This window comes from Synechococcus sp. HIMB2401, assembly GCF_042883245.1.
Classification (GTDB): domain Bacteria; phylum Cyanobacteriota; class Cyanobacteriia; order PCC-6307; family Cyanobiaceae; genus Parasynechococcus.
In genome coordinates, this window is sequence record NZ_JBDJKK010000004.1 from 164,577 (window position 1) to 187,556 (window position 22,980).

23 protein-coding genes are annotated in these 22,980 nt (G+C 56.9%); 9 read left to right on the forward strand and 14 right to left on the reverse strand.

Features of this window, described 5'->3' with window-relative positions:
- The first annotated feature begins 25 nt into the window (after positions 1-25).
- Positions 26-241: a Nif11-like leader peptide family natural product precursor gene (locus AAXE93_RS10325; RefSeq protein WP_226413585.1), complete on the forward strand. Its 216-nt coding sequence runs from the start codon at positions 26-28 to the stop codon at positions 239-241.
- 118 nt (positions 242-359) lie between these two features.
- Entirely contained in the window at positions 360-494 is a 135-nt protein-coding gene (locus AAXE93_RS10330) for a hypothetical protein (protein WP_255441776.1), read from the forward strand.
- 10 nt (positions 495-504) lie between these two features.
- On the opposite strand, the gene AAXE93_RS10335 is transcribed toward AAXE93_RS10330, so the two are convergent.
- Positions 505-924 (reverse strand): DUF2808 domain-containing protein, encoded by a 420-nt coding sequence (locus AAXE93_RS10335; protein ID WP_390130536.1) that lies wholly within the window; start codon positions 922-924, stop codon positions 505-507.
- A 19-nt stretch (positions 925-943) separates the two neighbouring features.
- Positions 944-1,213 carry a hypothetical protein gene (locus AAXE93_RS10340; protein WP_390130538.1) on the reverse strand — a complete coding sequence of 90 codons (270 nt, stop codon included), beginning with the start codon at positions 1,211-1,213 and terminating at the stop codon, positions 944-946.
- Between the two features lie 206 nt (positions 1,214-1,419).
- Here AAXE93_RS10340 and AAXE93_RS10345 point away from each other — a divergent pair, with 206 nt between their 5' ends.
- Positions 1,420-2,142, forward strand: a complete 723-nt coding sequence (locus AAXE93_RS10345; RefSeq protein WP_390130540.1) for a glycosyltransferase — start codon at positions 1,420-1,422, stop codon at positions 2,140-2,142.
- A gap of 353 nt (positions 2,143-2,495) precedes the next feature.
- Here AAXE93_RS10345 and AAXE93_RS10350 read toward each other — a convergent pair whose 3' ends face one another.
- The 4 genes from AAXE93_RS10350 to AAXE93_RS10365 all read right to left on the reverse strand — a co-directional run bounded on the left by AAXE93_RS10350 (position 2,496) and on the right by AAXE93_RS10365 (position 5,595).
- Positions 2,496-3,905, reverse strand: coding sequence for a hypothetical protein (locus AAXE93_RS10350; RefSeq protein ID WP_390130542.1), 1,410 nt, complete (start codon positions 3,903-3,905; stop codon positions 2,496-2,498).
- Positions 3,906-4,398: 493 nt separating this feature from the next.
- The gene (locus AAXE93_RS10355; protein WP_390130544.1) at positions 4,399-4,863 is read right to left on the reverse strand and encodes a hypothetical protein; all 465 of its coding nucleotides are present in this window, start codon (positions 4,861-4,863) and stop codon (positions 4,399-4,401) included.
- Positions 4,864-4,952: 89 nt separating this feature from the next.
- Positions 4,953-5,210, reverse strand: coding sequence for a hypothetical protein (locus tag AAXE93_RS10360; protein ID WP_390130546.1), 258 nt, complete (start codon positions 5,208-5,210; stop codon positions 4,953-4,955).
- A gap of 19 nt (positions 5,211-5,229) precedes the next feature.
- Positions 5,230-5,595 carry a hypothetical protein gene (locus tag AAXE93_RS10365; RefSeq protein ID WP_390130548.1) on the reverse strand — a complete coding sequence of 122 codons (366 nt, stop codon included), beginning with the start codon at positions 5,593-5,595 and terminating at the stop codon, positions 5,230-5,232.
- Positions 5,596-6,543: 948 nt separating this feature from the next.
- On the opposite strand from AAXE93_RS10365, the gene AAXE93_RS10370 reads away from it, so the two are divergent.
- Both AAXE93_RS10370 and AAXE93_RS10375 read left to right on the forward strand, forming a co-directional pair.
- Positions 6,544-7,017, forward strand: coding sequence for a hypothetical protein (locus AAXE93_RS10370; RefSeq protein ID WP_390130550.1), 474 nt, complete (start codon positions 6,544-6,546; stop codon positions 7,015-7,017).
- The gene (locus AAXE93_RS10375) at positions 7,017-7,244 is read left to right on the forward strand and encodes a hypothetical protein (RefSeq protein WP_115131790.1); all 228 of its coding nucleotides are present in this window, start codon (positions 7,017-7,019) and stop codon (positions 7,242-7,244) included. The genes AAXE93_RS10370 and AAXE93_RS10375 overlap by 1 nt, the downstream gene beginning before the upstream one ends.
- Before the next feature lie 512 nt (positions 7,245-7,756).
- Here the strand turns inward: AAXE93_RS10375 and AAXE93_RS10380 are convergent.
- From AAXE93_RS10380 to AAXE93_RS10395, 4 genes are all read right to left on the reverse strand, one after another.
- Entirely contained in the window at positions 7,757-10,543 is a 2,787-nt protein-coding gene (locus AAXE93_RS10380) for an Ig-like domain-containing protein (RefSeq protein WP_390130553.1), read from the reverse strand.
- A 184-nt stretch (positions 10,544-10,727) separates the two neighbouring features.
- Positions 10,728-11,084, reverse strand: a complete 357-nt coding sequence (locus AAXE93_RS10385) for a hypothetical protein (protein WP_390130555.1) — start codon at positions 11,082-11,084, stop codon at positions 10,728-10,730.
- A 360-nt stretch (positions 11,085-11,444) separates the two neighbouring features.
- Positions 11,445-11,876: a cupin domain-containing protein gene (locus tag AAXE93_RS10390; protein ID WP_390130557.1), complete on the reverse strand. Its 432-nt coding sequence runs from the start codon at positions 11,874-11,876 to the stop codon at positions 11,445-11,447.
- 825 nt (positions 11,877-12,701) lie between these two features.
- Positions 12,702-13,661, reverse strand: coding sequence for a tyrosine-type recombinase/integrase (locus tag AAXE93_RS10395; RefSeq protein ID WP_390130559.1), 960 nt, complete (start codon positions 13,659-13,661; stop codon positions 12,702-12,704).
- A gap of 438 nt (positions 13,662-14,099) precedes the next feature.
- On the opposite strand from AAXE93_RS10395, the gene AAXE93_RS10400 reads away from it, so the two are divergent.
- Complete coding sequence (locus AAXE93_RS10400; RefSeq protein ID WP_390130561.1) at positions 14,100-15,242, forward strand: class I SAM-dependent RNA methyltransferase; 1,143 nt, start codon at positions 14,100-14,102, stop codon at positions 15,240-15,242.
- Here the strand turns inward: AAXE93_RS10400 and AAXE93_RS10405 are convergent, their stop codons facing one another.
- Both AAXE93_RS10405 and AAXE93_RS10410 read right to left on the reverse strand, forming a co-directional pair.
- Complete coding sequence (locus tag AAXE93_RS10405; protein WP_390130562.1) at positions 15,243-15,629, reverse strand: phage holin family protein; 387 nt, start codon at positions 15,627-15,629, stop codon at positions 15,243-15,245. It lies immediately after the preceding gene.
- On the reverse strand, positions 15,629-16,051 hold the full coding sequence (locus AAXE93_RS10410) for a YqjD family protein (RefSeq protein WP_115131782.1): 423 nt from the start codon (positions 16,049-16,051) through the stop codon (positions 15,629-15,631). The genes AAXE93_RS10405 and AAXE93_RS10410 overlap by 1 nt, the downstream gene beginning before the upstream one ends.
- Positions 16,052-16,110: 59 nt before the next feature.
- Between AAXE93_RS10410 and AAXE93_RS10415 the strand changes: the two genes are divergently transcribed.
- The 3 genes from AAXE93_RS10415 (at position 16,111) to AAXE93_RS10425 (ending at position 21,233) form a co-directional block, all read left to right on the forward strand.
- Positions 16,111-16,467 carry a hypothetical protein gene (locus AAXE93_RS10415; RefSeq protein WP_115131781.1) on the forward strand — a complete coding sequence of 119 codons (357 nt, stop codon included), beginning with the start codon at positions 16,111-16,113 and terminating at the stop codon, positions 16,465-16,467.
- Between the two features lie 50 nt (positions 16,468-16,517).
- On the forward strand, positions 16,518-20,126 hold the full coding sequence (smc, locus tag AAXE93_RS10420) for a chromosome segregation protein SMC (RefSeq protein WP_390130564.1): 3,609 nt from the start codon (positions 16,518-16,520) through the stop codon (positions 20,124-20,126).
- Positions 20,127-20,216: 90 nt separating this feature from the next.
- Complete coding sequence (locus AAXE93_RS10425) at positions 20,217-21,233, forward strand: PRC-barrel domain-containing protein (protein WP_390130566.1); 1,017 nt, start codon at positions 20,217-20,219, stop codon at positions 21,231-21,233.
- 25 nt (positions 21,234-21,258) lie between these two features.
- Here AAXE93_RS10425 and msrB read toward each other — a convergent pair whose 3' ends face one another.
- Together msrB and AAXE93_RS10435 are read right to left on the reverse strand one after the other, a co-directional pair.
- Positions 21,259-21,660 carry a peptide-methionine (R)-S-oxide reductase MsrB gene (gene msrB, locus AAXE93_RS10430; protein WP_390130568.1) on the reverse strand — a complete coding sequence of 134 codons (402 nt, stop codon included), beginning with the start codon at positions 21,658-21,660 and terminating at the stop codon, positions 21,259-21,261.
- Between the two features lie 28 nt (positions 21,661-21,688).
- The gene (locus AAXE93_RS10435; protein WP_390130570.1) at positions 21,689-22,972 is read right to left on the reverse strand and encodes a glycosyl transferase; all 1,284 of its coding nucleotides are present in this window, start codon (positions 22,970-22,972) and stop codon (positions 21,689-21,691) included.
- Positions 22,973-22,980: the final 8 nt, after the last annotated feature.

Consider the following 22,980-nt stretch of genomic DNA (forward strand, 5'->3'; position numbering starts at 1 on the left):
GAATCGGCACGACATCCCCAACCGCATGAGCACGGACCAACTCCGGCAATTTTTTGCTCACATCTCCAGAGATCCTTCGCTCAGGGAGCAAGTGCTGCATGCCGTGAGCGCCGATGCTGCGGCCCTGATTGCCCAAGAACTGGGTTATGAAGTCTCCGGCGATGAACTGCTGCGGTTCTCCGGCAAGAGTTCCTCCGGCGTCAGCGTCACCAAGATTCAGCACCCCGGGGAATATCACTAAAGGGTCTGGAGCACAGCGTTCGTATCTGTCGAGCCCCCCGAAACGTATGAGGACTCGCATACAAGACTGGAATTTGCCCTCAAGCTGAGCCAGAACCGAAGGGCTTGCATTCCTTCTGATGGCACGCCTTCTTCAGCTTTTGCAAGGGTCCAGCAACAACGCCGATCTGGCGGCATGGACGGCCGTGATCTTTGCCTCGATCACCGCACTGGTGATCTGGGGACTCCTCAATGCCTACCCAAACTTGCTCTAGGAATCAAGAACTAACGGTACGGATCCTGCTGATAAACATTCAGACGCAAGGTGGGTCCGAGATAACGGACGGAGTCCTCACCATCCGCCAGTAGTTCTGTGGACCATTGATAAATACTGGACTGAGGATTAAAGCCACGGAGCACAACATTCACGGTGTGCCCCGGCTCAACCGCTGGATTGAATTCGATTCTCAAATCCTCTTCAGGGCCTGAGACAACAGCCCTGGCCAATCCTCTTGCTCCTTTGCCGCGAAGGGAATAATCGCCGAGATAAACCCGAGGCTCCAGGCGGCCCCAATCCCACTGATCAAGATTGGGCAACTGCCGCAAAACAATCGCGCCCAAGGAATTACCAGCATCCTCAGGAACCACAACCGAAATCGTGGTGCGATTGCGCAAGCCTTCGGTTGCTTCAGGGTTATGAATCATCACCCGGGTTGGTGGACGATCAAACAACGATTGTGCGAACGAGGAGGACGCCTGCAGCCACATCAGTGGAGCCCACAAAAGCATCGCAATCCACCGGTGCTTCACCCGACTGTTCCAACGAATCAATCAGGGCCGCAGCGACGACATCACGCGCCTGTCTCCGGGAGCACCCCCATGTTTCGGCAGTAAAGGCGGTTAATTCGCTGAGACCCATTCCGGCATCTATCTGCCGCACCGCCCATTCATGGCGTTGTTTCTTCTCGCTGGCGGTGACTCTCTTGCGCGTCATAGCTACTTAGAAGGCAGTGAGCGACTCTTGATCGAACTGCTTTTTACTTCAAAGGCGAGTAGGAGCATAGAAACGACAAAACCTTTTTATGTATCTTTGGGTGAAATGCCAAAGCAAATAGACAGCAAGGTCAAATCTCGCATAATCTGAACGACAGGAGAAACCTGTAGCACCCACCAATGAAAGAACATATCTCGCAAATATTCTTGGACGACGAGGAATCCCCATTGCCAGACCAAATCGCCAGGGCAAGCTCTACCGTCCACAAATTGTTCCGGCACCATCATCATAATATTTACAGAAACAAGCAACTTGAAAATTTCATCGAAAAATATTTTGAGCCAGACGTTTTAGATGCTTATAAATCCCTTGTTCCATATGCCTACAAGGCCGACCTCGGGCGTTACTGCTTGATATACAAACTTGGAGGATGGTACATAGATATCTCAATTATGCCAATTCGACATATAGTGCTTCCAGGCGAAATAGATTTCTTCTACTTTTACGACCTAGGGCACAATATATTGCTGCCAGAATGCCAAATGTCTGACTGTCAAAATGGCTTTTTTTATGCAAAGCAAGGTCATCCCATCCTGAAAAATGCCATTAATATGATTGTTGAAAACTGCAAAAAAAGAAACAAAGGGATAACGCCTCTGTGCCTGAGCGGACCTAGCCTTTTTGGAAGAGTAATTGCAAACTATGTACCCAGCAGAGGCATAATGCATGGCCACTTCATGCCCTTAACTCCATATCATCGGCGCAAGAATATGGCGTATGTCACGCCGTCCGGCGACCTCGCAGCTTGGCACAAATCCGCTTGGCTTCCTGAAAAAGAAGCAGCAAAGCCTGGACTAGAGGGCCTTGGAGTCAACAGTGGCAACAACTACATGCAACTCTGGCAAGAGGGAAAAATATTTCACACTTAAGAAGTAAAGCAGTTAATTTGCTGAGACCCATTCCGGCGTCTATCTGCAGCATCGCTCATTAATGGTGTTGCTTCTTCTCGCTGTCAGTAAAGCGATTACGGGTGAAAGCAGGCCAGCTCCGAGGAACGCCTTCTCGACTTCAACCGAGGCGACAGGGTCCAAGTCCATCTCGGCGATGGTCTACTAAATCAACTGACGAGTGATCCGGAAGGACTCCTTTCGCGTTGCTGACCAAAGCCAATGATTTTCTTGGCCGATGAAGTCCAGCAGCGGAACATCGGGACAGATACCATCAAGGACATTCACCACTATCAACCAAGCCCAAAAATCCTTATTGGTAATTTACCAACAATTCAAGCCTGTAGAGGGGGAACAGTGTTGTCGCCCCAGTAGCTCCACATCTGATTATTCATGGCTGTAGTTGAGCCATCTCCAGTCGTCATATTTTGGATCTGACTGGTGCTCAGGTTGCCTCCGGTGTAGACCGCCTCAAGGGTGCCTTTAGCATAAATGCCAATGCCAGTGACACCTCTGGCGGTGACGTTGTCGACCACTGAGATGTCGGGAGTGAAGACACCAATGATCTTGATCTCATCAGTGGCATCCAAGCCTTCAATAAAGTCAGCCTTCTCCCCGTTAGGGCTGTTACCAGCCTTTCCATACCACCAATTACTCAAGTGCTGATCGGACTTAATAGCTATGAGATCCTTTGAGCCATCCTGCTGATCCTTGAAAGTGTTCCAGCCAAAATCACCATGGAGTTCGTCTGAACCAGCTCCACCATCAATAATGTCCCTTCCATTGCCGCCATGAATCAAATCAGCTCCACCCCCACTCTCTAAAATATCCCAACCAGCGAGACCACGAAGAGTATTTTTATACTCATTACCTACAAGAATTGACGTGTCAATCGAAATATCCTGAGACGAAGGAAGACCCGTGGAGTCAAAAGAAAGCTGCCTTGCCTGGAGAAAACTGTCAGTCGAGCCATGGTCTGCCTTATTGATACGATTAACGGAAACCTCCCGCATCCAAGTATTACTGGCAGTATTAATAAACAGCTCGTTTGATGTCGGATCAAATTTCCCGGAGGCTTGATTCAAGCCTGTTCTGATCCACGATTCAGCTATATGGCCTACGCTTGAATTTGACCAATAATTTAATTTTTTTGGCGCAGGATTACTAGAGGACCAGTCATTCTGCCGCCCCCAATGGCTTTCAAGTGCTTGCCAATCGTTATCAGTTAAACTGTTAGGCCAAATATCACCCAGAGGCGAGCGATAAGACATTACTGTTTCCTCTGGATAAGTGCTAGACCAAGCATCATTATTATCACCATATAGATCTCCATCGTCAGCCGAGAATGGATGCTCCATACCCAGAGCATGGGCTATTTCGTGGATTAGACCATAGCGAAAATATCTTTGACTCCCAAAATCATCTCTATCCAAAAATATTTCCCAAAAATAACCTGTCTCATCTGAAAAATTGGATACTGCTAAGCCGAGAGACCGCCCATCACTACCCAAATCAATTTCCTTATCAATGTAAATATTAATATCTGAAATCGAACGGTCGAAGGTTAAAGCAAAATCAATACCCAAGCGATAGTCGAGGTCATCAATCAAAGATCGCGCAAAGCGAATATCGTCATCGCTCCAAGCCAAAGCATCAATAATTTGCGACCCATAAGGACCACCGGAAACAGAAGTTGCCCCCTGAGAATTGTGGAGATAAATATCTATTACTTGATCTTTGCTCAAGGCCTGATCAGTAACAGACACGAATCTTGGATCTATTAAATATCGAGAGTCAATGCTTTTCACTTGGCATCTTATGCAAAAAGAACGACTGTGCGACTATTCTACCCGAGAAGCAAAGATGTCGTCATCTTGCAAATAACAGTTCTCCCAAGTGATGCCCGGGAGCCTTTCTTGCCATCACTCCATTTTAGAGAGATTCAACCCACAGGCACGACTGAATCGATAACTGCAGACTTTTAGCTAACCAACCCGAAGAGAAGAACTATCCCGAGGGTTACTAGCGACGTAATGACCGGTTACGTCAAACCGGTGAGGGCTCACTGACCTGTTGATTCACAACAACCCAAGGTCCTCACCATTGGCCACAGGGTTGGATGGCCCCGCCGCAAGGCGGGGTTTTTTATCGATGAAGTGGATGCTGCTTCTGGTGCTTGTAGTGATTGGGATCGGGACCCTGATGGGCACGACGGCGCTGCCGGTGCTGTGAGCACTACTACTGCTGCTGTTGCTGCTGTTGCTTCTTCCAGGCTTTGAAGACGGGAGTCCCATAGAACTCCTGAAGCAGGAGAGTCGGCAGGAAACCAGGGTTCCCGGTGTCCATCGCCACCTTCATGTAGGCAGGCGGATCCTCGTAGCCAATCCGTTTAATCCTGTCGGCGCACCATTCCCTGAACCCGGGGAAATCGTTTGGGTAACGGCCTGGAGATTGGCGAGCAGGTTTCACCGTTGGAGTGGGCTGTACCGCTGGAACGTTGTTCGCAGCTTCCCTGCGGTCCAAGACGAAGATGACGATCAGGCAAATCCAGGTCACCCCGAAGGTGAAGAACCCCATGACGATGAGCATCCACACCAGGACGTTGGATCGCACCCGACGACCCAGCTCGGTGGTTGGTTCTTGGTAGTAGCGATACCAGCGGCCCATGGCTTTGACGTAAGCGCACTTACGAAGCGCGCGCATGAAAAAGGCGGGTTCTTCACGCCCGCCTCATCCGTCTTTTTTTCTTGAGGTATCACGCACAAGAATCCGCAGCTCTGCGGAGCGAGACCCTAAAGCTCCTGGGCATGGTTCTGGCAGACAGCGTCCCAGGCTTCGTGAAGGCGATCGCGCTTTTCCTGGATGTGCGTCAACTCGGCCTTTGAGGCTCCAGCATCTCTCCGGTCAGCTCCTTCGACGGAGTTCTCGTAAAGAGCGTCGTTGATTGCAAGACAGACCTTCATGGTTGTGCGCATCTCCACGGGAACGTTGTGCGCGCCAACGGGCATAGAGAAAAACACCACCCCCAAGGTCAGCAATAAACCTTTCATCCCAACAGTGTGACGCCGCTCAGTGGACGCGCCTGTGAAACCCGTAACCACGGTGGGAGTTGTATCCGGTGCCGGTCATGTGATCGAGCTGCCGGATGCAAGCCACCACAGCGCCGGGGTTCTTCTGCTTCATGGCTTGGCCGCTGGCGGTGATGAGCGTCTGTATGGCCCAGCTCAACAGCTCTTGCCGATCAATGCCGGTCTCGTCGATGTCGTCTTTGATCTGGGCCCAAGCCTTCTTAAGCAACCGGTAGCCCTGAGACCGGGACACCCCCCATGTTTGTCGCGCATAGGTGAGACAAGCGGTGTTGGGCTCACCAGCCAGGATCATTCCCTGGAGGTGATCGACTCGCTCGGCAGTGGCTTTGGCGTTGGCTTTTGCCATGGCCAATCAGGTTCCGTGTTGAGCAGGTGGGCGATCAGTTCGCATTAGGTGATGAGCACGATCCCGGCGAACAACGGCAACACGTCGGGGTATTGCCGGTGAGTGGACGCAAGGGCTCTTACGTCCAATCAGAAGCTGCGGAGGCTGCTGCGCTAATCAACCCTGAGACAGCTTCCGGTGAGCCTTGTCTGCCTTCCTCAAAATTTTCTGCGCCTCTTCTCGTGTCAAGCACTCTTGAGCCCGGCAAGCGAGCTTGCGTAATTTTTTGTGCTGCTTGTCCGGATTCACTGGGAAGAACAAATATTTGTTAACCAGAAGTTAACCAAAGCTGGAGTGCTCAAGGGCCATCCGGTGAGGGCTCACGGACCTTTTGATCCACTCCTCCCCGCCGTCCTCACCATGTGAACTCGGACGTATCAGCTCCCCCACCAGGGGGCTTTTTGTGGTTTTTTCGATGAAGTGGATACTGCTTCTGGTGCTTGTGGTGATTAGCGTCGGGACCCTTATGGGTATGACGGCGACGCCAGTGATGTGAGCTGACCAGCTCCACCCGCATGGGGTTGGTCAGCTCAGAACCACAAGGGAATGCTTAAGGGTCAGCTGCGGAGGGTGATTCGGGAACATTCCGGCTCAGATAAAGAGCATTGGAAAGGCCCATCACAACGGTGCAGCCCGCAGGGCCACAAACCCGATAAAAGTGATTGCCAAGGGACTCAATGGTTCCGCGCCCTTGAACCGAATAAGGGAGTTTCAGCGCTTCAGTCATAACGACAGCTTGAAGGCGCAAATGATTCTCATTTCTCAGGGGGCGACCTGGTCTGCGACGGTCGCTACCGGTTTTACCTTTCTTTGCGCTTCGACACTCAGCGCAACAGCCTCCGCGGCGTTTTGGCGACGCAATCTGAGTTACGTAGCCAAACTGAAGACAACTGAAGACGACGGCTCCCCATGCCGAAGATCCTCAAAACGGTTACCGCCGAAAAGATCTACTCATTCCCCGCTTATGCGCGGTTCGTAGCGTCGGGGAAGTACTTCGGGAAGTACAACTCGCTGGCCGACAACGGTGAGATTTTCATCATTCGGGGCGATTCCGAAAGCAAGGAGTGGTTCGCCTGGCGCTGTCATTCCCCCCAGGTCGCGGACAAAAGCGACTTCAAGAAAATGCTTATGGGTTACGAGCCCACAGGAGATGTCAGCGACACGTTCAAAACCAAGAAGGCTTTGACGACAGCACTGGAAGCAGACACAGCAGGATTCAAGCCATGGGACGAGCCTCCCTACGACTTTGTGCGATGCGGTCAGATCAAAACCGCTCGGCGCAGCACGGCTGATGATGACAGCGCGGTGAAACTCCCAAGCTGGATCTGGTACTTGGCCGCAGCAGTGGTTGTCGCTGTTGGGATCTCAATCCTGGCCGGTTGATGGAAGTCATTTACCTGATCTTTTTCTTCGTTACGAGGGGGGCCGCCTTTACCGATCAGGTGCCCCAGGCATCGATGGAGCAGTGCGAAGAAAACGGCGCTGCGCTGCAAAAGCTTTACCGCGAGATCAAGTTCAAATGCATCCCCGGACTCGCGGAGGGGTCGGGCACACCGATCTCCACCGAGGAACTCATGAATCGCTACGGCTTCAAGGATTCCACCTACTGATTGGACGTAATTCCGCTTTCGACGCATGAAACGCCTACTGCTACTACTTCCGCTTCTGGTAGGCAGCCCTGCAATTGCAGACCTTGGCCCCGCGGAGACCGAGGTCATAGAAACATTTGATGCATATTGCGGCAAGAGAGGAAATGATTGTCGAGTCACATTTGAAAGCGGTCGAATGCGAGTCAATGACGGGAAGGGAATTGGCCGTGACCAATTAGTAAGTTTTAAATACACAGGTCCTGATCTTTGTGTGTTCAGCTGTCCTGACCTGCCATGGGTTGTGAGCTACAGAAATTCCAGTGGAGAGGTAAAAACCGCAAAATTCATTTTCAGACATGGCCCCACTAATATTCGCTTTGGCAAAGCACTAGAGGTATTCGCGGGACCGACCCGAAAACTAGGCCCGAGCATTGAGGTCGAGATCAAGAACTGACGCAAGTCCAGTTACGATCGAATTGCCATCCGCTTCGCCCCTTCTTTTCAGCAAACAATAGGCCATCATTCATATGAGTTCATGGAGATACAGTCAGCACCTTTTGCCTATTGAACACTGATTTATTGCTCAGACCTAATGCTCGTCTGACTAAATATTTGTAGTCTTCTTTGATGTCATAAATGGATGTAAATCTTGGCAAATCTAGTTTTTTTGTACATTGATCTGGATCTCCCTCGTAATCCGACCAATTACAAAAGCCTCTTCTGTTAAACCAGCAATAGTATGATCCGCTCCAGCATGAATTTGATTTAACAAGTTGCTCTTCTCCAAGGTCAATATGCCAATAGCAAACACCATTCTCAAGCAAATCTGGGTCGACTCTTATTATATTTATTCCATTAACCAGACATCCAGCGGCTATAAGCTTACTGTTTATATGAAAATAGTGCCCCTCGGATACGTAAAGAGTTTTAGCTGGGATATTGTCTCCTAGTGAATTTTCAAGAAAAGCAATTGGGGAATTACGTCTGTTTAACTTCAGTTGACTTTGGCTGAAATGCTTTCTTCCGATCCAAAAAATTTCTCTAATCCCTGAATGCGTTATAACCTTGTCACCCTGCCTAAGATTCTGAACTAATTGCTCGACGCCATTTGCAAGCAGGATGCAACAACCGGAAGCAAAGCAGGGCGCACCAGATGATTTATTCGTCGTGTCGATTGAGAGGGTTACAGAGTTATTGGCGTCACTGCCATCGTTATTGTTGTTACCAGCGGAATCGGAAAATTTCGAACTGGCAATGGAGATAACACCATCGGTGGTGCTGTCAGCTGTTGGGGTAAAGGTTGCGGTGTAAACGGTGCTGGAGACGGTGGTCCAGTTGGAGAGGGGTCCACCGGAGACGGCCACATCGGCCTCTACGAAATCTGTGGCGGCTTCTGAGAGGGTGAAGGTGAGGGTGGCCGTTTCTCCGGCGCTTAGGGATGAGACATCGGATGTAACGGCAACGGTGGGTGGCGTGTTGTCAATCGTGATCGCGAGGGTCTGCATCACGTCAACGCTGCGGTAATCGGTGGAGCGCGAGAAAGATGTGGCCTCATTTGAGTAACTCGCCCGAACAATGACGTCGTAGGTGTTATCTGTATTGCTGTCGGTTGGATTGTCGAAATCTGGCGCAGTAACAAAGCTCAGTGCACCTGTTGTTTCATTAATACCGAACAAGCTCTCATCATCTCCACCAACAATGGCCCAGTAAGTCGTCTTCGATGCGGCTGTTGACCCATTGGTAAATGTGTGGACATCTACATCTCCATCTTGCATGGAGTAGCTAACAGTATTGTCACCGCTGTCCCCACTCGGGCCTTTGATTCGGATCGGTAGCTCACGCAAGCTCTCGCTTGGATCAGCAACCATGTCGGCTGGTTCTGATGAAGAACTGCTATCTAACCCTGCGTCATCAAAGCTAAGGACTAAGAAATTCGTGTTATTGGTATTAAAGAAGCTCTCTGATTTGGCGTTGTATAGAACAAGAAAGTCCTTGTCTGCAGCGTCTTCCCCGGCGGTAAAGCTTCCTGAAAAGTTGCTGGCTTGATATGCAGACAGCGCTTCTGCGGAGGTGCTGACGGACCAGGTTCCTTGGATAAAGTAATTGGAGCCAATGGTTAAATTATTGAGACTATCTCCCCCGTTGATGACATTAAAAGTGGTTCCAGGAAGATAGAGCTGGTCGTCGCTGTGATGGAAGCCATAAATGACATCAGTGCCGTTGGCGAATGTAATTGTTTCGCCATTGATCAATGTTGAGCTGCCTGTTAAAGAAGCTGCACCGGTCCAAATAGTCGAGTGACCATCATGCTGATAGTAATAATCTGTCCGTCCTGATTTTGCGTCCCCTGTTGGTCCTGCTTTGATGATGTCTGAGCCAGGACCGCCATCCAAGTAATCATCTCCTTGACCACCGGATAAGAAATCATTGCCGTCTCCGCCTGTAATTAGATCGTGGCCATTGCCCCCAGACAATTCATCATTACCAGAATTACTGGGAACTTCTAGGCCCTGTTGATTGCCATCTCCACGTAGGACATCTTGCTTTTTACCGCCATAAATGAGGTCATCTCCCTCGCCGCCAAATAAGCCATTGCGGGTTGCATCGCCAAGACCGCCGACTGATCCTGCATAAATCTCGTCGGCACCACCTCCTCCATAGATCCAGTCAAAGCCTGATCCACCCGCAAGCGTGTCGGCACCTCCTAGGCCATAGATCTTGTCACCGGTGGCATGCTTGCCTTCATTGCCGCCGGTGATTGTGTCGGCATCGGCTGTGCCGGTGAGGGTTTCCGCTGCATTTGTTCCTGTGATAACTGCAAATTCAACACTCTTTCTGCCGCCAGGTGTTTCTATAAACCCTTGATCTTGTTCCGTCCTGATTGCCTTGAGTTGATCTAAATTGAGACTTTCTAGAGTCTCTTTGGATAGCAATATTGCAAACAGTTCGCCTTCATCACCGGCTATATCGCTGTTATTGAGTAGTGCATCAAGGTGGTGGCCGAGTTCTTCATTGAGAACCGAAACAACTTGATTCTTACTCGCGCTTTTCAGCCAATTAGCGTTGAGGTAAATCGTGTTATTGCTGCTGGCATAGGCGCCGGCTGCCCCAGGCATGGCGCCGCCTGGCAATACCTCAATGGGTGGAAGATCTCGTGTCTCACCCTCCGCGAGCCGATTGGCAATTTGCTTCAGCTGATCGGTCGCTTGACCTGGCTTGAGCTGAAGTGCGTCAACGCCTGCTGAGAAGAAGCGCCCATCCGCTGCCCAGGTCTGCAGTTGGAGCAGCCAACTTTGATAGAACCGATCGTGCAGCGACACCCTCTGAGGCAACTCTCAGTTCCTGCGTCGAATTATGAGTGATTTTGACTGAATTTCATGGGCAAAAAAGTACGAAGAGTCTGCGACAAATAGAGCTGATCAACTCCTCCCGGAATCGGCTCTAAGAGCTTGGACTTCTTCTACTGCTCTCCGTTCTATCGTCAGCTGGTTTCGACGACGCATATCAACGGCGTACTCCATGGCCGCGGTGGGAGTTGTATCCGGTGCCGGTCATGTGATCGAGTTGGCGAATGCATGCCACCACAGCGCCGGGGTTCCCCTGCTTCATCCCCTGCCCAGCTGCTGCCATCAACGTTTGGATTGACCAGGACAGCAGCTCCTGCCGGTCGATGCCGCTCTCATCGATGTCGTCTTTGATCTGGGCCCAAGCCTTCTTAAGCAACCGGTAGCCCTGAGACCGGGACACCCCCCATGTTTGTCGCGCATAGGTGAGACAAGCGGTGTTGGGCTCACCAGCCAGGATCATTCCCTGGAGGTGATCGACTCGCTCGGCAGTGGCTTTGGCGTTGGCTTTTGCCATGGCCAATCAGGTTCCGTGTTGAGCAGGTGGGCGATCAGTTCGCAGTAGGTGATGAGCACGATCCCGGCGAACAACGGCAACACGTCGGGCAACGCGTCGGGGTATTGCCGGTGAGTGGACGCAAGAACACTTGCGACATTCCGAAGCTCGGGGGAGATCATTCATAAGGGGATGATTCCCCAAGCAACAACCCAAAAAAAAACAACAATCCGTACTAAGATGTAAATGCGAGGGGTGCCCTAGCAATCGAAAGAGGGGGGCTGGTGAATAACCGTTCCCCTCTTTATATTTTTCAGTTTTTAAAGCGACTTTACGCGACTCATCCCGATCAAAATCTGACAAATCGCGTAAGCACTCTGCCTAAGGTTGAGCCATAACAACAGTTTCCATCCCTTCAACCGAAACAACGCTAACCATCATTACGGCTTGGCCCAACCCCATATTTTCCATGGTGTGTGCAGGCGTCTTGTCTGCAATTACAAAAGTATCGCCAGGCATAAAGACATGGGTTTTGCCGTTTGGCTTAACAAGGCCAATCTTGCCCTGCTGAATAAAAATGAGCAGTGGTGACGGGTGAGTATGGAGAGGGAATGACGTGCCCTCAGGGAAGGCAACGCGGAAAAGTCGCATTTCAGAAGCACCATCCGGATACTCAAAAGAGTCACCCTCAAGTGTTTTTGTCGTGCTGAAAAGCATTTTGACATCTGGGGCAGCACCCGCAGCGGGAGCACCATGCCCGCCAGCCAAGGCACCCGTCCCAGCAAGGAGAACGGCAGACGCAGATGCAATCAAAGACCTGACGAACATTGAGATTCGGAATCGCAAGCCAGACACTACTGACGCATTTCCAAAATGGAGAATTCTTTACACTGCGTACGTATTGACTTATACCTAAAATCACCCAATCGCACTAATTAACAGCGAAGGGTTCATCAAACCGCCTAGAAGAATCAACGCATACAAGAATTAGGCGGCAGGCTTATCATCAATACAAGAAAGCTCTTTCATATTTTCCTCTATTTTACTTATGAGAGGTCCGGAGTGCTTGCAAGCTTTGGGGTCTAAGGTCAAAAACTCATCCCTGTAAAGCATCAATCGAAGAATCTCAATTTCTTCGCTTAGACAATCGCGGTAGGAATATTCCATTACATCACCCCTAGTCGTAAAGGACATAGTCTCGAGATGGCCTGCGAAGATCACGCTGTTCCTTCTCGTATTGAATCCTCTGAAGTCGGTAATACGCAGAGGCACAGCGAGGGCACTCGCAAGGAACTCCACACTCCTCAAGCTGACGCATTGCAATGTCCGCCTGATAATTTTCTGACCAGGTATACGTAGTCACCAAATTTACGGCTGAGTTCCTAAGAACAATGCACGAATTTCAAAAAAGCTGTGGTCCAAATGAATCAATGTGCTGAACTCAACAACACAAACTGTGTGCTGAGTTACACATCCAGGGAAAGATATTCGTCAAACGTCGATCTCGTTTGGCATTAGCCCTCCTCAGCCAGCTCAATCAGGTTCCGTAGCGTTACTCACCACAGCTCCCCGACACGGTGGCGGCCCACATTGCGGCAGGTCCAGATACCCGTTGGCGACCTAAGTCAGAAAGGGCCATCAACCCAATTTGAGAGATGAACTCTCACCAGGCTCAGCAAGAACGTAATGAGATGTGGTTCCCGTCGAGCTGTGGCCGAGCGTCGCCGAGAGCGTGAAAACATCCACCCCCCGCCGAATTGCATGAGTCGCATGGGTGTGCCGGCAGCGATGGGGATGGAGCCGGACGTTTGCTTCCTGGCCCCACATCGCCATGCGAGCGGCCACCGCCTGACGGGTCAATGGGCCATTCCTTTTATTACTTGGGAAAAGCCAGTCGCCGGGCTCGCCGCGGCCAAGGGACTCGAACAGCTTCAGGGTGTCGGTGCTGACGCGGATGGTGCGGGGTTTGCTCCCCTTGCCGAGGAGGCGAACGTTGCCGCCTTCATCCAGCGGTTCGATGTCCTCCCAGCGCAGCCGAGACAGCTCGGAGACCCGGCAGCCCAGCAAGTAGGAACCGCGGACCATGACGTAGTCCCGCGCTGCGATGGCTGACCCCCTTAGCTTCGCGGCACTGATGACATCGAGAACTGATTTCAGATCCGACTCAGCCAGCGGTTTGGCCAACTTTGGTGCCGACATTCCTGTTCTTCGGGGGATTGGGTTGCGCGGCACTCCTGTCACAGCTGCTCTCGTAGGTTCCGACGCCCATCGGTAGAGGGCGCTCACCGCGCTGACCCGGCGGTTGAAGGAGCGGGGCATCAGCTCGCCCGCCGCCACTTGTTCCCGCAGTTGGGACACCCAGTCCTGGCAGAACGCCGCGTTGATCTCGCGTAAGTGCAGATGCGGATGATTGCGATCCCGCCAACGCGTGAACTCACGCGGCTCGCGCTTGTAGCCGCGAACGGTCTCAGCACTGCCAGAGCGACTGCACTGGCTCAGAAACCGCTTCATCAGCAGCGCGTCGCCCCAAAGGACGGCTCCGGCTGCTGCTGTGTCGAACATTCGACTGACAAAGGCCAGCGCCTCAGCCTTGTCCATGCCGACAAGAACAGGCGGAAGCGACTTGTCAGCACTTTTGTCAGCACTGAGTTTTAAAGCTTCCGTCGTAACTAAAACTGCTCCGCTGGAATCACTTCCAGCAGAGTCATTTTGAGGAATGTTGAGGGGGCCTTCCAGCCCCCGCGAGTCATTTGGGTGATAAGGCTGACTTCACCCCATCTCCCTAAATGGGTCAGGCAGCAACAGGGGCTGCTTGACGGGAGAAACGAACGATGTTGTTCGCAGTTACGGGTTTGCTCTCACCGAGCAGGCTTCAGTCACCCTCCTCATGCCCCGTCGAAACCATTGCAGCCCCGTGAGGGGGAATGGAGCTGAGCGGAATCGAACCGCTGTCCGAAACACTGGTGTGGATCACCTAGTCCGACGAAGCCGGACCCTGTCATTCTGACAGGAGTGGTGACCTGGAGCACAACGCCCTTGGGTCGAATCAACCGGCTATCCGCCGTGGCCGTTGTGCCACAAGGCCTGGAAGCAGCCGCTGGCGACGAACTCAGCACCCTTGGAGCCCATGCCGTAAGGCCCGGCAGGCGTGCCGTGGGCTTCCAGGCAGACATGGCCTGCCTCTACCGGCTGCACCTGCAGGCTCGACTTCCCTTCCGGCTGTTGCGCCAGGTGGCGCGCTTCCCCTGCCAAGGCCGGGACGACCTCTATGACGGCATCCGCGAAGCGCTCGACTGGGAGCGCTGGCTGCATCCCTCGATGACCTTCCGGGTGGATGTGACTGGAACAGCACCAGGACTGAACCACAGCCATTTCACGGCGTTGCAGGTGAAAAACGCCCTTGTTGACGCACAACGGGATCTCTGGGGCGAGCGATCCTCGATTGATCTGGACGACCCCGATCTCTCCCTGCACCTGCACCTCGGCCGTGGGGAAGCCCAGCTAAGTCTCGATGGCAGTGGGGGCAGCCTGCACCGTCGTGGCTACAGGGCCGCCATGGGAGCAGCACCGCTGAAAGAAAATCTGGCCGCCGGGCTGATCCGCCTGACGGGCTGGGATGGAAGCCAACCCCTTGTTGATCCGTGCTGTGGATCCGGAGTGCTCCTGATCGAAGCGGCCCTGGCCGCCTTGCAGCAGGCCCCGGGGTTGGAGCGCCACTTTGCACTCGAAGGATGGGCCGATTTCCAGCCGGAGCTCTGGGACAGAGAAGCTGATCGCGCCCGGCAACGGCGCAGGGGGGACCTCACCCTCCCGCCGCTCCTGGGGATTGAAGCGGATCCCGCCATTGCTGATCAGGCCCGGGCCAATGTGGAAGCCGCTGGGCTGAGTGGAGTCATCCGCATCTGCACGGGCACTTTCAGCGATCACCCCCTCCCGGAGGGGCCGGGGGTGTTGGTGTGCAATCCCCCTTACGGCCAACGGATCGGCGATGAAGGGGAGCTGGAGGCGTTGTATCGAGAACTTGGCAACTACGCCAAAGGCCAGGCCAAGGGTTGGAAGCTCTGGTTGCTCAGTGGAAATCGCAACCTGACGGGAGCCCTGCGTCTGAAGGCCGAGCAACGGATTCCCGTGAGCAACGGCGGCATTGACTGCCGCTGGCTGCACTACGACATCCGCTGATCACACCCGTCCCATCACCGCCCGCACCGTTTTCATCAGTCCCTCCAACGTCTGAGGCAGGAACGGGCCCTTAAGCACCTGGCCGCCAATACGCAAGCTGATGCCCGCCAGCACCAGGTTGGCCACAGCGAGACTCAACAGTGCGCGCATCCAATCCAGAGCCCACTGGGCCTGAATCCAAAGCAGCAACGACGCTTCGCCTGCCAGCAAGGCCAGGAACATGGCCATGCCTCCGATGGCGAGGAACAGGCCACCGCTGATCAGTCGGCGTTTTTCCCGATCCACCTCCTGCAGGGCAATCCGCACGTGCAGATCCATCACTGACGCCGCCAGTGCGGTCACCCGAGCTGCCGCTCCAAATCCGCGGGGAGAGTTCTGATCGGCCATCAGGAACGCCGCCCCCCGCGAAGCATGCTGCCCAGCAGCAACCCAACACCAAGGGCAACACCCACAGCCAGCAGTGGCCGCTGACGCACAGGCGCCTCGATCTTCGGCCGCAGGGTGCTGTTCAACTCATCCAGCAACTGTTCCAGTTGCTCTTCGAGGGGATCCAGGCTGTCGGCCCAGTCGCGGCTGCGATCACCGGCGCTATGGAGAAGCTCCTCCAGTTGATCCCGAACCCCTTGGGGCGTCAGGCCTGTGTTCTGTTCAATCAAACGAACCAACTCATCCACACTCCCCCGTGTGGCTTCAAGCGTGTGCTCAGCCAGATCCGGCCAGCGCTCCTGGATCGTCGGCAGCAGGCTTTCAAAGCGCTCACGGAAGTGGTGCTCGAATCTGCCGTTGGACTGCGGCGATGGCGAGGCCATGAAGACCGTTGGCAGGACGCTTTAGAAGGGTAGGGAGACTGAAGGCTGAGGGAAAGTCTTTGCCGCGATACGCCCTGCTGCGTCACACCGGAGCACCGGACGACCCCAGCGGATGCCACATCGATCTGCTGCTTGAGGACGGAGACAGCTGCCGAACCTGGCGACTGGCCACAGTGCCGCAGCTCAATGCAGCAGCCCAACCAGCGGTTCCCCTGCCTGCCCATCGAAAGATCTGGCTGGAACCCCGCAGTGCTGCCGTTTCGGGCAATCGGGGCTGGGCCGAACGCATCCATGCCGGCAGCTACTGCGGCGTGCTCCCCAACGCCACGGATGCAGACGTCACCCTGCAGCTCGAGGGCGACCTCCACGGCTGCCTGCGCATCACATCCGGGCACTGCTCGTTATCGCACCCTTGAGCTTTTCGTGGGTTCCGCTAGTTTCGACTCGCTGACAGCCCCAGATCCTGTTGGTTCATATCAATCAGGTTGGGCTTACGCACTTCAAGTCGTTCGGCGGAGCGATGACCATCCCTCTTGAAGAGGGATTCACCGTCGTGACGGGACCCAATGGCTCCGGCAAGAGCAACATTCTTGATGGCGTTCTGTTCTGCCTGGGCCTGGCCACCAGCCGTGGCATGCGGGCTGACCGCCTGCCGGACCTGGTCAACAGCGGCATGCTCAAGGCCGGCAAGGCCGCTGAAACAACCGTCAGCGTCCGCTTTGACCTGAGCGACTGGACACCCGATGCCGCCGAGGAAGGCCTGGAGGCACCAGCGGAGGGGCCATGGATTCAATCGGGACAAACGGAATGGACGGTGACCCGCAAACTGCGGGTGATGCCGGGGGGCTCCTACAGCTCCAGCTACAGCGCGGACGGGGTGCCCTGCAACCTGCAGCAGCTGCAGACCCAGCTGCGCCGCCTTCGGATTGATCCCGAGGGCAGCAACGTGGTGATGCAGGGGGACGTCACCCGCATCGTCTCGATGAGCAACCGCGACCGCCGCGGCCTGATCGATGAACTGGCCGGTGTTGCCCTGTTCGACACCCGGATCGAACAGACCCGCCGCAAGCTCGATGACGTGCAGGAGCGCCAGGAGCGCTGCGGGATCATTGAGCAGGAACTGCTGGCCAGCCGCCAACGGTTGGAGAAGGACTGCGCCAAGGCCCGGCAATACCAGGACTTGCGGGAACGGCTGCAACTGGGACGCCGCCAGGAGATGGTGCTGGCCTACGAAGCCGCCCAGCAGGCCCTCAAGGATCTGGCTACGCGCCAACAGGCGCTGGAAGCCCAGGAACAGAGAGACGCCGCGGCCATTGCCAGCGGCCGAGAGCAGCTGAACAAGGCCGTGGCCGAACTGGACTTGCTCCAGGAGCAGGTGAAAGCTCTTGGGGAAGACCAACTGCTGGCGGTTCAGGCGGAACTGGCTGGCCTCGACACCAGCAGCCGTGAACTGGAGCGCCAGGCCAGCCTCCACCAGGACGAAGGCCAGAAACTGCAGGCGCAGCGTCAGGACCTCTCCACCCGTCGCCAGCAGTGGCAGCTGCAATCACGGGAACTGGAACGCGATCCCCATCAGGACGCCCTCAGCGCCGCAGACGACAACTGCAAAACCGCTGAAGCCGCGGTGGACATGTCCCGCCGCCGGCTGGCAGATGTGGCGGGCCGCTCCGGCGCCTGGGTGGAGGAACAGAAGCGCCGCAGCGGTCGCCGGCAGGAGTTGCAAAGCAGCGTCGCTCCCTTACTCGAGGAGCAGCAGCAGTTGCAGGAACGACTGCGCCAGGAACGGGAACGGCTGGAAGAGCTCACCCAGGAGCAGCACCAGGACGGCGCCGACGGCGACGCCGTGCAGCAACAGCTCGCAACCCTGGAGGAGACCTGGCAAACCCTGCTGCAAGCCATTGCCGACGGCAAGCAGGAGCTCCAGCAAACCGCCGAATCACTGGCCATCCAACAGCGCACCCGCAGCCGGCTGGAGCAGGAGCAGGCCCGCTTGGAACGGGAGATCGCTCGGCTGGAGAGCCGGCGGGATGCCCTTCAGGAAAGCCGCGGCACCGGAGCCCTGCGCCTGCTGCTGGAGGCCGGCCTCGATGGCATCCACGGCCCTGTGGCCCAGCTGGGAGAGGTGGAGGATCGCCATCGCCTCGCCCTGGAAGTGGCCGCGGGGGCCCGTCTCGGCCAGGTGGTGGTCGACGACGACCGCATCGCCGCCCGCGCCATCGAACTGCTCAAGAGCCGCCGTGCTGGCCGGCTCACCTTCCTGCCCCTGAACAAGATCCGCGCGCCAGGGGGCGGGGGCTCTTCAGCCGCCTTTGCCCGGGGTGCACGCCCCGGTGGAGACAGCGGTGCCGGACTGATCGGCCGGGCCGTGGAACTTGTGCGCTTCGAACCGGTCTATGACCAGGTGTTTGCTTACGTCTTCGGCGACACCCTTGTGTTCTCCGACCTGGCCAGCGCCCGTCAACAACTGGGCCGCTCCAGGGCGGTGACACTGGATGGGGAGCTGCTGGAGAAGAGCGGCGCCATGACCGGCGGCAGCTTCTCCCAGCGCAGCAGCAGCCTCAGCTTCGGCCGCAGCAGCGATCAGGACGAAGCTGAACCCCTGCGGCGGCGCCTGCTGGAACTGGGGGAATCCCTGGTGGCCTGCCGGCGGGAGGAGTCGAAGCTGGCCCAACTGATCGAACAGCAGAAACCCCAGCTGCGCGAACTGGAAAAGCAACAGGCGGCCTTGATCGCAGAGCGCAATGCCGCTCGGCGCAACCACGGCCCCCTGCTCGAGCGCAGCCGCCAGCGGGCCGAACGGCTCAGCAAATTGCAGCAGGACCAGACCGAGCAACAGCAGCGGCTCGAAGCCATCAGCACTGCGCTCACACCACTTACCGCGGAACTGCAGGCCTTGGATGAGGCGGAGCGCAACAGCGGCAACAACGACGATGCCGCCGCCTGGGCCCAACTTCAGACGGAACAGGAAGCCGCCGACCAACGGCTGGAGGCGGCCCGCCGCGAGCGCGACCAGCTGCTGAATGCCCGCCGCGAGCGGCAGCTGGCGATTGAACGCCTGGGTGACCAGGAGAAGGCTCTGGCCGCCGAAGAAACCCGCTTGCAGGAGGCGGTGAAGGCCCTCGCCAGTGCCCATGGGGCCTGGCGCCAGCAGCAGAGCGACCTCCAGGAGAAGCGCAAAGAGCTCGAGCAACAGCAGACCGACCTTCAGGAGCGCTTCGGCAGCCAGCGCCGGGCCCGGGACGCCGCGGAAGCCGAGGTGGGCCGCCAGCGTCAGGCCCTGCAGCAGGCCGAATGGAATCTGGAGCGGCTCAAGGAAGACCGCGAAGGATTGATCGAAGAACAGCGCAGCGGTGCGGTGCGCCTCCAGGAGATGGAACAGGCCCTCCCGGACCCGAGGCCGGAGATCCCGGAAGCCCTGCGGCTGGCGGGCTTGGAAGCCTTGCAGACCGATCTGCAGGCCATCCAGCAACGCATGGAAGCGCTGGAACCCGTGAACATGCTGGCGCTGGAGGAACTCGAGGCCCTCGAAGAGCGGCTCAACGAACTCAACGAACGGCTCGACGTACTCAACAGCGAGCGGGAGGAACTGCTGCTGCGGATCGAAACCGTGGCCACCCTGCGCCAGGACGCCTTCATGGAAGCCTTCACCGCCGTGGATGGCCATTTCCGCGAGATCTTTGCCTCGCTCTCCGATGGTGATGGCCACCTGCAACTGGAGAACCCGGAGGAGCCGTTGGAAGGTGGCCTCACCCTGGTGGCCCATCCCAAGGGCAAAACCGTGCGGCGCCTGGCCTCGATGTCGGGGGGAGAGAAATCACTCACCGCCTTGAGCTTCCTGTTCGCCCTGCAGCGCTTCCGGCCGTCGCCGTTCTATGCCCTCGACGAGGTGGACAGCTTCCTCGACGGCGTCAATGTGGAGCGCCTGGCGGCTCTGATCGCCCGTCAGGCCGAGGCAGCCCAGTTCATGGTGGTCAGCCACCGCCGCCCGATGATCGGCGCAGCCCAGCGCACGATCGGGGTGACCCAGGCCCGCGGCGCCCACACCCAGGTGGTGGGTTTACCGGATGCCGCCTGAACGATCGGAGTTTTCGCTGTGCAATCTGAACGTGACAGGCGGAACCCCTGCGCCACAATGGTCTGAATGTCCATGGCCGAGGGCCCGCGCTTGACCCCGACCCCTACCCCAAACGACGCCATCACCACTGGCGTACCCAGCGATCGCCTCTGGTTGCGCTCCGAACTGATGGGCACCCAGGTGATCACCCGTGACACCGGCCGCCGTCTTGGGGTGGTGGGTGAAGTGATCGTCGATATCGACCGCCGTGAAGTGGTGGCTGTGGGGCTGCGGGACAACCCCCTGACCCGTTTCCTGCCCGGCCTGCCGCGCTGGATGCCGCTGGACCGGATCCGTCAGGTGGGCGACGTGATCCTGGTGGATTCGGCCGACTCCCTCAGCGAAAACTTCAACCCTGAGCGCTACAGCCGGGTAATCAACTGCCAGGTGATCACCGAGTCCGGTGAACAGCTGGGGCGGGTGCTCGGCTTTGCCTTCGACATCGAGACCGGCGAGCTCACCACCCTGGTGATGGGCGCCCTTGGCGTGCCCCTGCTGGGGGAAGGGGTGCTGAGCACCTGGGAAATGCCGGTGGAGGAGATCGTCAGCAGCGGGCCGGACCGGATCATTGTTTACGAGGGAGCCGAAGACAAGCTCAAACAGCTGAACAGCGGCGTTCTGGAAAAACTGGGCGTCGGTGGCCCCAGCTGGGAAGAGCAGGAGCGGGAGCGCTACCGGGTCAAACTGGTGCCCGTGGAAAATCAGCTCACCTCCGGACAATCCCAGGAGCAGGAGCAACGGCGTCTCCAGGCTTCAGAAGCCGAGCGGTTTGAGGCTGATGCAGAACTGGAATATGTGGAGCTGGAGGACCGGCGGCAGGAGTCCATGCAGCAGCGCCGCTACCTCGATGAGCCCCAGAGGTACGACGAGCGGCCGGCTGAGCGAGCACAGACCTACAACGAGCCCGCACCCTACGAGCAGCAGCCTGCCTACGAGGAACAGCCTCCGCGGCGTGCGATGCCAGCCTCCCGCCGCGCGATTCAGCAGTCGGGCGAACCCCTGGATGTGGAACCGATGGAGGATGCAGCGCCCCAGCGCCGGAGCCAGGATCTCGACGATCCCTGGTGATCTGGCCTGAGGCGCTGAACGGTGTTCAGGACGCCTTGAAGTTCAACGATGCGCTGTTGACGCAGTAACGCTGGCCCGTGGGGGCGGGACCATCAGGGAAGACGTGCCCGAGGTGGGCATCACATTGAGCGCAGTTGATTTCGGTGCGCACCATCCCGTGGGCCAGATCCTCTTTGGTGGTGATCGCCTCGGCACTCACACCGTCCCAGAAACTGGGCCAACCCGTGCCCGAATCGAACTTGGTCTCAGAGCTGAACAGCGGCGCACCACAGCAGACGCAGTGGTACATCCCCGTGGCCTTGTTGTTCCAGTAAGCCCCGGTGAACGCCCGCTCCGTGCCGCCGCAGCGGGCCACCTGGAACTGCTCCGGCGTCAGGGATTGCTTCCACTCCTCGGCACTGCGTTCGACCGGATTGGACGGGGACATGGTCGTCGGAACCAGAGTGGGGAGCAGCCTAGGAAGCGTTGAGCTCTCGGGGAAGCAACCCCCTCACCTCGGCGGCCAATGCGGCCACCGCCCCTGGTTCTCCCCGCAACGCCTGGAGGTCCTGGCGCTGGCCCTCAAGCCGCTCGGGGGCGTTCAGCCAATCGCAGGCCTCCTTCGCAATCTCCTCCGGGGTGATCGCCCCCACCCGCTCCGGCACCACAGCACGGCCTGCACTGATGTTGGGCCAGGCCATCAACCCGTTGTTGCGCAAACGCCAGAGGGTCAGCAGAACCCCGATCAGACGCCGCAGACCCGGCAGACGCGCCAGCAGGCCCAGCCCGCCGTCCCAGGCTTGCATCACCTCCAGGTGCTGGGTAGGAACAATCACGATCATCGGCACCGCAAGGGCGCCAAGTTCGGCCGTGTTGGCGCCGACCGTGGTCAGGGCCAGGGCGCACTGGCTCAGGGGGCCATGGGCCGGATGCTGCTCCAGCAGAAGAATCCGTGTGCCCGCACCTGTCACCAACTCCGTCACCGACTCCCCCTGCTCTACCGAAGCAACGGTGGCGCTGTAGCGGGCAGCAATCGGGTTGGATGCGCCGGCGAAACGCAGCAGTTCATCAACGCTGGTGGTGGGAGCCAGCGGCAGCAAAAAACGGCATCCGGGTTGCAATCGGGCCAAACGATCGGCGGTATCGAGCAGAAACGGCATGCCGACGCTCAACTTGGCCGGCTTCGATCCCGGCAACAGGGCAACCCACTGGCCCTCGGGGAGAGGCTCCTCGCGACGAGCAAAGGACGACAGATCCGCCATCAGATCACCGACCACCCGGCACCGGGACTGGTAACGGACCGGCAGCTGGCGCCGCACCGCGTCCGACATCGCCGCAATCCGATCGTTCCAGCCCGGCCAACGCGTCACCCACTCGGCATAGGTGATGTGGCGGTAGCCGAGACGAGCCGAAAGCAGAACGGTCCAGAACTGATCACCGCCCAGGAACACCACCACACCCTTCGGCGGCCATGGGCCGTAGCGATGGGGACGCAGCAGCAGCGACCAGAAGCGTCCTGCCGGCACGATGCGATCAAACAAGCCCCAGGGCTCTGCGGCCGCACGCTCATGGCCTGTGGCATTGGGGCAGGGCACCAACACCAGCTGCAGGGACGCTGATGCGCTCTGAGACCGGGGGCGCAGAGGAAGGCTGGCGTGCAGCCGTTCCGCCAGGGGACGAACCCAGGTGGTCAGTTCACCGGGACCGTTTGAAACAAGAACAACGGCCGGTCTTGGTTCTACAGCGCGGGGACGGGCCAAAGAAAAAA

Coding starts and splice junctions, on each gene's coding strand:
- AAXE93_RS10325 (WP_226413585.1), top strand. CDS start 26: ATGAGCACGGACCAACTCCGGCAATTTTTTGCTCACATCTCCAGAGAT.
- AAXE93_RS10330 (WP_255441776.1), top strand. CDS start 360: ATGGCACGCCTTCTTCAGCTTTTGCAAGGGTCCAGCAACAACGCCGAT.
- AAXE93_RS10335 (WP_390130536.1), bottom strand. CDS start 924: ATGATTCATAACCCTGAAGCAACCGAAGGCTTGCGCAATCGCACCACG.
- AAXE93_RS10340 (WP_390130538.1), bottom strand. CDS start 1,213: ATGACGCGCAAGAGAGTCACCGCCAGCGAGAAGAAACAACGCCATGAA.
- AAXE93_RS10355 (WP_390130544.1), bottom strand. CDS start 4,863: ATGCGCGCGCTTCGTAAGTGCGCTTACGTCAAAGCCATGGGCCGCTGG.
- AAXE93_RS10360 (WP_390130546.1), bottom strand. CDS start 5,210: ATGAAAGGTTTATTGCTGACCTTGGGGGTGGTGTTTTTCTCTATGCCC.
- AAXE93_RS10365 (WP_390130548.1), bottom strand. CDS start 5,595: ATGGCAAAAGCCAACGCCAAAGCCACTGCCGAGCGAGTCGATCACCTC.
- AAXE93_RS10370 (WP_390130550.1), top strand. CDS start 6,544: ATGCCGAAGATCCTCAAAACGGTTACCGCCGAAAAGATCTACTCATTC.
- AAXE93_RS10375 (WP_115131790.1), top strand. CDS start 7,017: ATGGAAGTCATTTACCTGATCTTTTTCTTCGTTACGAGGGGGGCCGCC.
- AAXE93_RS10385 (WP_390130555.1), bottom strand. CDS start 11,084: ATGGCAAAAGCCAACGCCAAAGCCACTGCCGAGCGAGTCGATCACCTC.
- AAXE93_RS10395 (WP_390130559.1), bottom strand. CDS start 13,661: ATGGACAAGGCTGAGGCGCTGGCCTTTGTCAGTCGAATGTTCGACACA.
- AAXE93_RS10405 (WP_390130562.1), bottom strand. CDS start 15,629: ATGGCCGATCAGAACTCTCCCCGCGGATTTGGAGCGGCAGCTCGGGTG.
- AAXE93_RS10410 (WP_115131782.1), bottom strand. CDS start 16,051: ATGGCCTCGCCATCGCCGCAGTCCAACGGCAGATTCGAGCACCACTTC.
- msrB (WP_390130568.1), bottom strand. CDS start 21,660: ATGTCCCCGTCCAATCCGGTCGAACGCAGTGCCGAGGAGTGGAAGCAA.